Source organism: Bacillus cereus group sp. BfR-BA-01311 (assembly GCF_022664295.1).
Lineage (GTDB): Bacteria > Bacillota > Bacilli > Bacillales > Bacillaceae_G > Bacillus_A > Bacillus_A cereus.
Map to the genome: position 1 here is coordinate 96,696 of NZ_JAKUHC010000003.1, position 13,082 is coordinate 109,777.

Here is a 13,082-nt window from a genome sequence, read left to right on the forward strand (position 1 = left end):
AGGGGTAACGATGAAATATGTTAGTATTCGAAAAAAACTACTGTTCACACTCTTAAGCATTTCTTCTTTATTTAGCATTGCTCTTATTGTTATTCTTTCATTCGCCATGAATCAAGCAAGTGAAATCGAAACGTTAAAAAATGATGTATCAAAAAGAGCGACGATTTTAAAAGAACGTGGCGATTGGTTCCAAGCACAAGTTGCTGGTTTACAAGAATATTTGCTATCACATGATCAAAAAGGATTAGATAAGTTCAACCGAGAAGGGAAAAAATTAGCTGATACTAGAGAGAAAGTAACAAGTGACAAAAAGCTCCCAGAAGGAATGAAAGAAGCCATTTTAATGGGAGGAAAATGGCGTAGCGTCATAGATAATGAGGTACTCCCTCTTGCGCGTGAAGGAAAATGGGACGAAGCATCCAAAATTGCTTTATCACAAACAGATTATGTAAATGATCTTTTAGGTCGTTTTAATAAATATACAAATGAAGAAAATGAGAAACGTGACGCATTAATTGCTGATGTCGAGTCTTCTTCATCACTTATTCAATATATTATTTTCTTCTCACTCATTACATGTACATTAACGTCTATTTTATTAGCATGGTGGTTCTCTGGTAAACTCGTTAAACCAATTCGACAAATTGATGAGAAGTTAAAAGAATTAGCTTCTCAAGATGGAGATTTAACGGCTAGATTACACGTAACGAGTAAAGATGAAATTGGTGACATTGCAAATTCCTTTAATCAAATGCTCACTAACTTACAGCATATAATAAAACAAGTTCAACAAACATCAACAAGTGTAAAAGAAGCTTCCGAAAATGTATTTATTGAAACAACCGCTTCTATGGAAAATACCGCAAGGACCCAAGAAACTATGAATGCTCTTGAACACAATATTCGTTCACAAGTTTCTAGCATTGAAGAAAGTTCAACCGCAATGGATGACATGGCAACGAGTGTTCAGCGTATCGCTGAGTCCGCCTCTTCTGTTACTAGTTTAGCTGTCACAACTTCAGAAAAAGCAGATAATGGGAATAAAGTCATTGAGAAATCTATTACACAAATGCATACAATTAACGAAGCCGTTAACGCTACATCACAAGTAGTTGAGCGACTCATTACACATACAAATCATATAGATACTGCACTTCAATCTATTTCAAATATCGCCGACCAAACAAATTTACTTGCTTTAAATGCTTCTATTGAAGCAGCTCGTGCTGGTGAACACGGCAAAGGATTCGCTGTTGTTGCCGATGAAGTTCGAAAACTTGCTGAACAATCTCAACTAGCCGCAACTGACATTAACCATTTACTTCATCAAATTCAAGCTGATACAAAAATAGCAAATGATATGATGACACAAGGTCAAGCAGAAGCTTCTGAAGGAATTACGGTTATTCGTACCGCCGGATCTTCATTCTCAGAAATTGTTAACCACATTAACAAAATCTCTACACAAATGCAAGAAATGTCTGCAACTGCTGAAGAGATGGCTGCAAGCTCTGAAGAAATGAACGCAGCTTTAAATAATATCGCTTCTATTTCAAACGAAGTTGCTGCAGAAACATCACAAACAGCGCATTCGGCTGGTGATCAAGTAAACAAAATGAGTATCGTGGCTAAAAAATCATCTAAAATGAAAACAATCGTACAAGAACTTGAAGTTCTCGTCTCTCATTTCAAAACAAACGCTTAAAGTGAAAATGACACGAGCTCAAAGGTATAGGAATGAAAGTTTTACAGTCTCTCTTTTTTCACTTTAAAATATCTCTTTCTATCTCTCATTCCGTCTGCTATAATTCCTAAAGGAAATAAGAAAGCTTTATTCCAACTGGAGTAAAGCTTTCTTTCAATTTTTTACATTTATTAATTCTAATACTAAGATTTCACAAAGGAGGCTTTTAATTATATGAATTTTGTAAGTATCAGAAAAAAACTTATGTTCATGATGGGAACGATTTGCGCTTTATTTGGTGTCGCCTTAGCATTTATTTTATTTTTTGCTATCGACCAATCTCGTAAAGCTGAAACATTACAAAAAGAAATTTCTCCACTGGCAACAGAATTGAAAGAGCGTGGAGACGCTTATCAAGTACAGCTCTCTGCTTTAAGAGGTTATTTACTACAACATGATCAAGTCGAATTAGACAAGTTTAATGAAATGAGTAAACGTCTTGAGGATTCAAAAGATAAACTTCTTTCTAATCCAAATGCTTCTTCGTCCGTAAAAAGCACAATGGAATTAGGGTCTACTTGGAGAAAGTTCGTTGAGGAAAAAGTATTCACTCTTGCAAAAGAACAAAAATGGGAAGAAGCTTTACAAGTAGCTTCTTCAGAGAACGGAACTGTCTATAAAGTAATTGGTGACTTCACAAATTACAGTAATGAACAAGCTAAATTACGTGAACAATCTATTGAAAAAATTGACCAATCTGCACTCTTAATCGAATATGTTATTTTCTTATCACTTGTTATTTGTATTGTCGCTGCAATTATTCTTGCATGGTGGTTCTCTGGTAAACTTGTGAAACCAATTCAACAAATTGACACGAAGCTAAAAGAATTAGCATCTCAAGAAGGTGACTTAACGGCACGTCTACAAGTAAATAGCAATGATGAAATCGGTGCTATCGCAACATCATTTAATAAAATGTTAGAAAACCTACAACATATCATTAATCGTGTTCAAAAAACATCAGTGGAAGTACAAACTGCTTCTGAAAATATGCTAGAAAAAACAACTACATCACGCGAAGCAACAATAAAAGTTCAACGATCGATGTCTAATTTAAATGAAAGTATTCAATCTCAAACTGCTAGTATGGAAGAAAGTTCAACTGCAATGGACGATATGGCAGTAAGTGTTCAACGTATTGCCAATTCTGCGTCCTCTGTAGCAGAATTGGCTGTAGCCACTTATGAACATGCGAATGATGGAAATAACGTTATCCAAAAATCTATTACACAAATGACAACGATTCACGAAGCTGTAAATGCTACGTCAGAAGTAGTCGAACGTCTAATCACTCATACGAAATATATTGATACAGCTTTACAATCTATATCTAATATTGCTGAGCAAACAAACTTACTTGCTTTAAATGCTTCTATTGAGGCAGCTCGTGCTGGTGAACAAGGAAAAGGATTTGCTGTCGTAGCTGACGAAGTTCGAAAGCTTGCTGAACAATCTAAAACAGCTGCAACAGACATTAATCAATTACTTCATCAAATTCAAAATGATACAGAAATTGCCAATTCTATGATGTCTCAAGGGCGATCTGAAGCATCAGAAGGTATTAACGTTATTCGTGAAGCAGGTTCTTCTTTCACAACAATCTTGGAGCAAGTAAATCAAGCTTCTACTCAAATGCAAGACATATCAGCAACTGCTGAAGAGATGGCTGCAAGTGCTGAAGAAATGAATGCTTCACTTAATAACATCGCTTCTATCTCGACCGAAGTATCCAGCGAAACCGCCGCAACGGCACAATCTGCTGAACAGAAAGTTATCGTTATGAATGAAATGACAGTAACTGCTGGAAAAATGAAACAAACAGTTGAAGAGTTAGATCAACTCGTATCTCATTTTAAAACAGAATAGATGTTCAAAAAATATCCCTTCTTTGAAAGAGGGATATTTTTTTGAGCTCATTTCCTGCACATTATACTCATTTCCGTTATAATGAGAATCGATATCATTATAATATAGGAGGGGCTGCTTATGTCACAAGAAGCATTTGAAAATAAATTATTTGCCAATTTAGAAGCTGTTATTGACCCTGAACTAGGTGTTGATATCGTTAATCTTGGATTAGTGTATGATGTTACAGCAGATGAAAATAATAATGCTGTCATTACGATGACTATGACTTCTATCGGTTGTCCAATGGCTGGGCAAATCGTATCAGACGTTAAAAAAGTATTATCAACGAACGTACCTGAAGTTAATGAAATAGAAGTAAATGTCGTTTGGAATCCACCGTGGTCGAAAGAACGTATGTCACGTATGGCGAAAATCGCATTAGGTATTCGCGACTAAATAAAGTGGAAATTTCATCATTTGCGGATAGCGGGATAAAGAAAAGACCTGACTAGGATGTCAGGTCTTTTCTCTTATTATTTTACACCTACTGCATCATAAGCTTTCGTTACAGCTTGTACAGCTTTAGAGTTTTTACCATATAAATCTTCAGCTGACTGAAGAGCAGCTTGACGCATCATTTTGAAGTCAGAGTTTGCAGTTAAATATTTCGTAAGCGCACGGTAGTAAATTTTTTCTGTCGCTTCACGGCCCACACCAGTTACTTTCACGCCGTAATGATCTCCGCCTTCAGATACTAAATATGCAGCTTTATTGTTAATACTGCTGTTAATATGAACACCGCCATTATCAGCTGTTCCAGTATAACGTTTACTATAGTGATCTGGGTAACCTTCACTTGGTTTTAATGGATTTGGAATAGACGCTGGGTCTTTAAGAGAGCGAAGTGCATCACCAGGTTTATCAGGTGTATAAATATCAGCACCTAAATCCCAGCTCTTCTTCTCAACCATAACACCCATAATATCAGATAACGATTCATTTAACGCCCCTGACTCATTTTTGTAAACAAGGTTTGCTGTATGTTCAGTTACAGCATGCGTTAATTCATGACCGATAACATCAAGTCCAGCAGATAATGGAATGAACGTTTTTCCATCGCCATCACCATACATCATTTGCACACCATTCCAAGCTGCGTTATTCCAGCTCTCCCCTACGTGAACAGTTGAAATAAGCTTCGCACCTTTATCATCGAAAGAGTTACGATTAAATGTCTTTTTGTAGTAATCATATACTTTTCCTGCATTTACATGCGCATCAACTGCAGCTTTATCTTCGAAGAACTTAGATTTACTTTCAACTTCTTCTCCTGTATATCCAAGCCATTGTGAGAATAAATTAAACCAGTTCTCGTCCATATTTTCTGCATCAAATGTATGAACACCTTGTCCTCGTTTACCATCAAACAAGTTGAATTGTCCTGTTTTCGTATCTTGAGCAATTTCAAATGATTGTCTAGCACCTAATACTCCGTAACCAAATCCAGTAATGTTATCTACAGCGTTATATTTCTCAATAACATTTCCATTCGTTGCATCAACAAAATAATGCCAATACCCTGGAGCTGGTTTTGAAATCGATGCCTTAACTAAGTATGCAAGGTAGTAATTACCGTCTTTTTCATATACAAATAAATCTTTTTTCACACCATCATAACTCTTTACTTTACCAATTTCTTTCTCAATATCTGCCTTTGCAATTGTTTCTGCTTGTTCCGCAGTAATGCTTGCAGCTGCAGGAATATTTTTATCATCTAAATTCGGAATAACTTGTCCGAAGAATGCTTTTACATTATTCTCTTTATCAAGTGTAACAGTTTGATCAGAACCGTATACAGGAATGTTATTATGTTTCTCAACTAGCTTCACATGTGTCGTATCAGATTCAGCGTCTTTTTCTTCCCCAACGATATTAAAATGCTTTTCAATATTTCCTGCTAATTTAAACATATCTTTCTTACTCTCTAAGTATTGAAAGACTGTCTCTTTTTTATCTAGTCCTTCCGGTGCTTTCCATTCTTCACCTATGTATGCAGGTGTTTTAAATTCTTGATGATATTGAATTTTTTGTTCTTCCGCTTTCGTTGTCGTTGCCCCAAACGCTCCAAATCCCCCGGCGATAACAGTTAACGCTAATGCTGATGAAATGACTTGCTTTTTCACTATAACATTCCCCATTCCCATAAAGATTTTTGACACTTTTATACAATTCTTATTTTCCCAGCTGATACCTCTACCTAAAATTTGAGAAACATTTTTCAGACAATTCCAATCAAAAAAAGAGGACATCTATCGGATGTCCTCTTCTTTTACGCATTTTATTGTTTTTTCAATTCAATTACTAAATGGTGTGATTGCTCTTTCGCTTGAATGTGAATATCTTCTTCTACAGATTCTGCTGCATCCCGCATAACAAACGTTTCACCATTTATTACACTGCTTCCTTCAATTTGTACAAGGTACAATTGACGGCCTTCTTTCACTGGAAAATGAATTTCTTTTCCAGCCTCTAATGATAAAGAATATAAATTCGCATCTTGGTGAATTTGAATTGGTGCATTTCCTTCTACTGAAGACACCATATGGAACCATTCATTTTCACGCTTGCTCCAATCAAATTTAAACTCACCATAGTTTGGTTTATGATCTGCACGGTCTGGTAAAATCCAAATTTGTAATAAACGCAGCGTTTCATCGCCTAAATTATGTTCGCTATGAAATACACCCGTACCAGCACTCATATATTGAACATGTCCACGCTCAATCGTTCCACGATTTCCCATGCTGTCTTCATGTGTTAAAGCACCATCTACAACGTAAGAAATAATCTCCATATCACGGTGCGGATGCATATCAAAACCAGTTTGCGCCGCTACTAGATCATCATTAATAACACGTAACGCTCCGAAGTTCATGTTATTTGGATTATAGTAATTGGCAAAAGAAAAATGAAAATGTGTATTTAACCAACCATGATTTGCTCTGCCCATATTTTTATGATCAACTTTTCTAAACATATCCTTCACCTCATACTATCTCGAATTCGAGATTTATTTTAAAATTTTTTCTTACTGTAACTTTTTTAGTAGTGTTAATAATTGCTTTTGTTCCTCTATGTTTAAATTATGAAACTTCTCTGCTTGGAACGTTTCTTGAGGTGGGACGATTTCCTCATATAAAGCTCTTCCCTTTTCTGTTAAAGAAATATATTTCGTAGTACCCTCTTGTTCACGCAAAATCCACTCAAGCTGCTCCATTTTATTTAAAAGCTGCGTTATATTTCCTTTCGTAACAAATAGCTTATTTCCAAGTTCTTGCTGCGTTAAACGATTATGTCCTCCAACTTGAGCTAACACATCAAACTGGGCGGCAGATATATTCCATTTTTTCAAATGCTGATTCGTCTCACGAATACTCTTATTATAAAAGCGTGACAAACGAAACCATAATAGTAGCCCTAGTCTATCTTCTGTTTTCATTTCATCACCTCGCTTGTTTCATATCATTAGTTTAGAACTAAACTTAATAAAAGTCAAATACTTATTTTTAATAAGTACAAAAAGCACAGCGCTATTTCTCCACTATGCTTTACATTAACTTTCTACTCTTATATTCATCTAATTTCCTCTCCGCGAACTTCCTCGCATCTTTTTCAATCCACCGCTCTTCGTACCGTTCACTTCCTACATACAATATATCTCTCTCATGCTGCATCGCATGGCGGAATTCATGCAGTAGCGTTTTGAGAACTTGATCATACTCTTCCCACATACAAACGAAAATTAACTGCTTTTCTTTATGATAAAAACCACCTACTGGGAATAGGAACTCTTCTTCCTCTTCCCCTAATGATAGAAGCACATCATTTGCATCACACGTATCACAAAAAATAACGGGCGTTTTACATACTCCAATAAGAGAAAACAAATCCTCTCTCAACTTTTTGACATCCCAAGGAAGCTCCGAATCCAACACATACCAATTCTCTACCTGTTGATATACATTTTGAAACTGGAGTTCCATTTCTCTTTATTCCCCTTTCCAAGCACCCTTTTTCTATATGTATGCCACAATATGGTAAATATTAAACGTATTCTTTCATCCTTGAAAAAATACCAATAAAAAAGGAATCTATGTCGACATAGCTCCCTTTTTCATAAATATCTTGTACTTTGCTTTAAAAAAATTCAGCTCTTCTTCATATCCCACTTAAAGATTTTATTTAAGAATTTATATACATTCTTCGACTCTTTTGTCAAAAGTGGGCCTAAAATGGATAGTATAAGCACGTATAGTGCTGAGAATGGTTTCAGTACTGACATTAAACCACCGGCGATACCGATATTAGCCATAATGATGGAGAACTCTCCTCTTGAAACGATTGTTAATCCGATATTTGTTGATGCTTTATGAGATAATCCAGCTTGTCTTCCTGCAATCATTCCTGCTACAAAGTTACCGATTATCGTAAGAAGGACAGCACCTAACGTTAACCATATCGCTCCGCCTAATGAGAACGGATCAATACTTAACCCGAAGCTGAAGAAGAAAATAGCTCCGAAAAAGTCTCTAAATGGAACAACAAGATGTTCAATTCGGTCACTATGCTCTGTCTCAGAGAAAACTAATCCTAGAAGAAGTGCTCCAATTGCTTCTGCAACGTGAATTGTTTCTGAAAAACCAGCAATGAAGAATAATGAAGCAAATACTACAATAATAAAGATTTCATCTGAGCTAATATTGAGCAATTTATTTAATAACGGCGTAGCCTTTCTAGCTACTATAAAGAATAGAAGCATATATCCTAAAGCAATTCCAATTGAAGTAAGAGCACCTAAGAAGGAAGCGTGATCTCCAAGTACTAAACCAGAAACAACTGATAAATATACAGCAAGGAATATATCTTCAAACATAATAATTCCTAAAATTAATTCGGTTTCATTATTACCAGTTCTTCTTAAGTCCACTAACACTTTAGCAACGATAGCGCTAGAAGAAATCGTAATAATACCCGCAATAATTAAGATTTCTAGTAATGGGAATCCCATTATAAATCCGTATAACAAACCAAGTGAAAAGTTAATTAAAATATAAATCGTTCCGCCAATCGCAATAGAGCGTCCAGATTTAATTAGTTTTTTCATTGAAAATTCTAATCCTAGATAGAATAGAAGGAATAAAACCCCAATCCGTCCAAGGAAGGAAATTACACTTGCACTTTCAATAAATTTGAGATCGATAACACCTATTGTCGGTGCATGCGGTCCTACTAACATTCCAAGAACGATTAGAAAAGGAATTACTGAGAATTTAAATTTTCCAGCAATTACTGCTGCAATTGCCACTAAAACTAAAGCTGTACCAACTTCAAAAATTAACGTATCCATCTAATCAGTCCCCCCTATTTGAAAGTAATTCATTAATGATTTTTTTAATTTCTTCTCTCTCACCTGAAACTACAAGCATATCTCCTTCTTCAATTATTGTTTCTGGTCCTGGATTAAATAGCTTCTTCATGTTCTTCTTCATAACCGCGATTATTGTTACACTATATGTTTTTCTTATTTCAAGATCGCCAATTGTTTTTCCGATTGCTGGAGCTGTATTCTCCACTTTGAACCACTCAATCGCTAAACCTTCAAAAACCATCTCAACATTTTCTAACGCCCTAGGCTTATATACCATTCCACCTAATATTGCAGCGATTTGTCTCGCCTCTGAGTCACGTAGCGAAATACTTGAGATGCTTTCTTCATGATCTGAATCAAAATGATACATTTCTCTACGACCATCATCATGAATGACAATTACCATCTTTTCGTTACCTTTCGTAACGATTTGAAACTTATAACCAATACCTGGAAGTTCACTTTCTCTAATATTCATTTTTAGCTCCTCCATAACTTATTTATTTTAATTTTCTGTTTTTCTGTCTTTTATTCATCCAATCAACTTTAGAAATTCTAACCACTCAGGATATTTGTGATTTGGAAATCTTTTATTGTAATAATAAGTGGACCCTAAAAAGATACTTAAAGATGTAATGATAAAAAATATATTACTTCTCATTTTCAAACTCTCAAGGCTTACTTTCCATAAAGAATTTTCTTTCAAATTATCCCCACCTTCTCGCTTTAAATTTAGTTTTTTAAAATGTAAATAATTCTAAAAATATTACGATGTAACATAATCATAACACAAAAATGATTTAAGTAACATAATTTTTTAGAAAAATTGATTCTCGTATATTTTTTGCATATAATTTTCTTATTACGAAAAAAAGGAAGTGTATTATATGGTTGATATCTTTAGCAGATTCCTTGAGGTAACGAATAATATTTTATGGTCATATATTCTTATTGCAATGCTAATCGGCTTCGGTCTTTACTTCTCTTTTAAATTAAAATTTGTCCAAATTACTCATTTCAGTGAGATGGTCAGCTTAATTAGTAAAGGGTTTAATCGAAAAGAAAAAAAGAAAGATAGCATCTCACCATTCCAAGCATTTTGCTTAAGTGCAGCAGCACGTATCGGTATCGGAAACTTAGCTGGTGTAGCATTAGCAATTTCAATGGGTGGACCTGGCGCAATATTTTGGATGTGGTTTATCGCAATTATCGGAGCAGCTACTAGTTTTGTAGAATGTACACTTGCGCAAATTTATAAAGTAAAAGATGGAAGTAGGTTCCGTGGTGGACCAGCATATTACATGGAAAAAGGGTTAAACAAACGCTGGATGGGCGTCTGGTTTTCACTTCTTATTACAGTTGCGTACGGATTAATTTTCAATTCAGTGCAAGCAAATACAGTAACAATAGCGTTTGAAAATGCTTTTGGACTAGAGCGAACAATCGTAGGCGCTCTATTAGCCTTATTAGTTGCAGTTATTATTTTTGGTGGCATTAAGAGCATTTCACGTATTACAGAAATGATTGTTCCGCCAATGGCAATCGTTTATATCGGCGTGGCTATTTTTGTCGTTATTAACAACTTCAGTATGTTACCAAGCATTTTCATGGAAATCTTTAACGGTGCATTCGGTTTAGACCAAGCCATCGCTGGTGGTATTGGAGCAGCAATCAAGTTCGGAATTCAGCGCGGTTTATTCGCTACAGAAGCGGGAATGGGTAGTTCTCCTAATGCAGCAGCAACATCTGATGTATCTCACCCTGTAAAACAAGGGCTTGTTCAAGCGTTAGGCGTTTTCGTAGATACATTCTTAGTATGTACATCAACAGCATTTATCGTATTATGTTCTGGACTTTACAAAGGATCAAATTTAGAAGGTATCGAATTAACACAAAACGCATTAAGTTCACAAATTGGACCGTGGGCAAGCACCTTCTTAGCAATTATTATTTTCCTATTCGCTTTCAGTTCACTTCTAGGAAACTACTATTATGGTGAAACAAATATCGCATTCATTAAAGAAAGCAAAACATGGTTAATGATTTATCGTGTTGCAGTTGTCGGAATGGTATTCTTCGGATCAATCGCTGCCCTTAAAACAGTTTGGAGTTTAGCTGATTTATTCATGGGACTAATGGTATTCACAAACTTAATTGCCATCTCATTCCTTAGCAAATTTGCTTACGCTGCATTAGTAGACTATTTGAAACAAAAGAAACAAGGAAAAGATCCTGTCTTCGTTGCAAACTCTATCCCTGGCTTAAAAAATACAGAGTGCTGGGATGGGCAGGATGTAGAAGAAAAACAAAAGGCCGTTTAACAAATAAAAGCGAAGTGGCTCGTTCAGAACAGGAGGGTGTTGGAACTCCTGATTACGAGGCGCTTTTTGCCTCGAATGAAGGATTGAAACAACCGACTGTTCTAGCCGCTGGAGCTGGATATCATTTAAAGCGGAAGCGGCTCGTTCAGAATCGCAGGACACTTCAAGCTCTCGACCTTGAAGCGCTTTTTGCTTCGAGCGAGAGAGCGAAATGACCGACTGGTCTAGTCACCGGAGCTGGATATCACTAAAAGCACAAGCGGCTCGTTTAGAACAAGAGCCATATCTCAAACAAAGGCCCTATTACTTCACCGTAATAGGGCCTTTTATTTACAACAGTTCATAATTTGTTCAAATTAATTCCAGCAAAAGGGTTGATTTATAGAGATTACTAGATTATAATGATTATAAATTAGTAATTGATATCACATAACAACTCAAAAGGAGATTGATCATAATGAACAAACAAGTAATTGAAGTATTAAACAAACAAGTAGCAGACTGGAGCGTTTTATTCACAAAACTTCACAACTTCCATTGGTACGTAAAAGGACCTCAATTCTTCACATTACACGAGAAATTCGAAGAACTTTACACAGAATCAGCTACTCACATCGATGAAATTGCAGAACGTATTTTAGCAATTGGCGGCAAACCAGTAGCAACAATGAAAGAATACTTAGAACTATCTTCTATTCAAGAAGCAGCATACGGAGAAACTGCAGAAGGGATGGTCGAAGCAATCATGAAAGACTACGAAATGATGCTAGTCGAACTGAAAAAAGGCATGGAAATTGCTCAAGACTCTGACGATGAAATGACATCTGACCTACTACTAGGCATCTACACAGAACTAGAAAAACACGCTTGGATGCTACGTGCGTTCTTGAATCAATAATAATTAAAAGCGGAAGCGGCTCGTTTAGAGTCGCTTTTTTATGTAATGGTCGCACTTAACGGTACACGAAATTATATCAACGATTTTTCAAATATATCGATCATTACCCGCAATATATCAACGATTTTTTCATTATATCGATCATTACCCGCAATATATCAACGATTTGACAAAGGATATCAATTTGCCGACAAATCACGACAATATCAGCGCCCCTCTCCCCTACTTTTATCAATATATTACAATCTCATCTATGTTAAAATATAGGAAACACCCTTTAGCTTTTCCAAATTCATCATTTACTACTTAAATGACGGGAGTGGTTCAGTTGAAAGACTACTTAATTAGAGCATTTTTTGCGTTAATAACAGTTGGGATTCTCTTACTTATAGCTAATATTTTCAATATACGTGTCGAGGTTAAGGACTATGCTTTCCTCGTTGTCGTAGCAATTGGTGGCGGCTGGGGTGGCTGGTACCTGTATAAAAAACAAAGCAATCAAAATGATAAAGGCATTCCAAAGTAATATGGAATGCCTCTTTTATTGCCTTCTGTAATAAATAATGAAATTCAGACCACTAATACAACCAATCGCAATAAACATACAAAACGATTGTGGATCTCCACCTAGATTATACTCATCAACGATAAATCCGGACATAAACAACGTTATCGCTGAAACACCGATACACAATACCGAGATAAACCAAAGCGAAAATTCATTAATCAACTCTTTCTTCTGTCTCAAAACAATTAGCATAACAAGAATAGACGCTGCTAAAATACTTTTAAAAACCGGACGTAAATATACGAACTCCTCCATCTATTTCTCCTTTCCCCAAA

Annotated in this window: 13 protein-coding genes; 6 read left to right on the forward strand and 7 right to left on the reverse strand. The window is 35.8% G+C overall.

The features are described from left to right. The first annotated feature begins 10 nt into the window (after positions 1-10). From MR136_RS08465 to MR136_RS08475, 3 genes are all read left to right on the forward strand, one after another. On the forward strand, positions 11-1,705 hold the full coding sequence (locus tag MR136_RS08465; protein ID WP_017674532.1) for a methyl-accepting chemotaxis protein: 1,695 nt from the start codon (positions 11-13) through the stop codon (positions 1,703-1,705). 213 nt (positions 1,706-1,918) lie between these two features. Then, positions 1,919-3,610 (forward strand): methyl-accepting chemotaxis protein, encoded by a 1,692-nt coding sequence (locus tag MR136_RS08470; RefSeq protein ID WP_017674533.1) that lies wholly within the window; start codon positions 1,919-1,921, stop codon positions 3,608-3,610. 120 nt (positions 3,611-3,730) lie between these two features. After that, a complete protein-coding gene (locus MR136_RS08475) occupies positions 3,731-4,048 on the forward strand; it encodes a metal-sulfur cluster assembly factor (protein ID WP_000076418.1) in 318 nt (105 codons plus the stop codon). Positions 4,049-4,125: 77 nt separating this feature from the next. Here the strand turns inward: MR136_RS08475 and nprB are convergent, their stop codons facing one another. From nprB to MR136_RS08505, 6 genes are all read right to left on the reverse strand, one after another. After that, positions 4,126-5,775, reverse strand: coding sequence for a neutral protease NprB (gene nprB, locus MR136_RS08480; RefSeq protein WP_000745123.1), 1,650 nt, complete (start codon positions 5,773-5,775; stop codon positions 4,126-4,128). A gap of 155 nt (positions 5,776-5,930) precedes the next feature. Continuing rightward, positions 5,931-6,629: a pirin family protein gene (locus MR136_RS08485; RefSeq protein WP_017674535.1), complete on the reverse strand. Its 699-nt coding sequence runs from the start codon at positions 6,627-6,629 to the stop codon at positions 5,931-5,933. A 51-nt stretch (positions 6,630-6,680) separates the two neighbouring features. Then, complete coding sequence (locus tag MR136_RS08490) at positions 6,681-7,091, reverse strand: MarR family winged helix-turn-helix transcriptional regulator (protein ID WP_098606782.1); 411 nt, start codon at positions 7,089-7,091, stop codon at positions 6,681-6,683. A gap of 109 nt (positions 7,092-7,200) precedes the next feature. After that, a complete protein-coding gene (locus MR136_RS08495; RefSeq protein ID WP_224201263.1) occupies positions 7,201-7,635 on the reverse strand; it encodes a DUF3920 family protein in 435 nt (144 codons plus the stop codon). Positions 7,636-7,799: 164 nt separating this feature from the next. Further along, on the reverse strand, positions 7,800-8,999 hold the full coding sequence (locus MR136_RS08500; protein WP_000380222.1) for a cation:proton antiporter: 1,200 nt from the start codon (positions 8,997-8,999) through the stop codon (positions 7,800-7,802). Positions 9,000-9,003: 4 nt separating this feature from the next. Beyond that, entirely contained in the window at positions 9,004-9,498 is a 495-nt protein-coding gene (locus tag MR136_RS08505; protein WP_001026073.1) for a cation:proton antiporter regulatory subunit, read from the reverse strand. Positions 9,499-9,907: 409 nt separating this feature from the next. On the opposite strand from MR136_RS08505, the gene MR136_RS08510 reads away from it, so the two are divergent. From MR136_RS08510 to MR136_RS08520, 3 genes are all read left to right on the forward strand, one after another. Next, positions 9,908-11,341: an alanine/glycine:cation symporter family protein gene (locus tag MR136_RS08510; RefSeq protein WP_000227591.1), complete on the forward strand. Its 1,434-nt coding sequence runs from the start codon at positions 9,908-9,910 to the stop codon at positions 11,339-11,341. 457 nt (positions 11,342-11,798) lie between these two features. After that, positions 11,799-12,239 carry a Dps family protein gene (locus MR136_RS08515; RefSeq protein ID WP_001041895.1) on the forward strand — a complete coding sequence of 147 codons (441 nt, stop codon included), beginning with the start codon at positions 11,799-11,801 and terminating at the stop codon, positions 12,237-12,239. Between the two features lie 328 nt (positions 12,240-12,567). Then, positions 12,568-12,765 (forward strand): hypothetical protein, encoded by a 198-nt coding sequence (locus MR136_RS08520; RefSeq protein ID WP_000656312.1) that lies wholly within the window; start codon positions 12,568-12,570, stop codon positions 12,763-12,765. Between the two features lie 15 nt (positions 12,766-12,780). Here the strand turns inward: MR136_RS08520 and MR136_RS08525 are convergent, their stop codons facing one another. After that, positions 12,781-13,062: a hypothetical protein gene (locus MR136_RS08525; protein WP_000390910.1), complete on the reverse strand. Its 282-nt coding sequence runs from the start codon at positions 13,060-13,062 to the stop codon at positions 12,781-12,783. Positions 13,063-13,082: the final 20 nt, after the last annotated feature.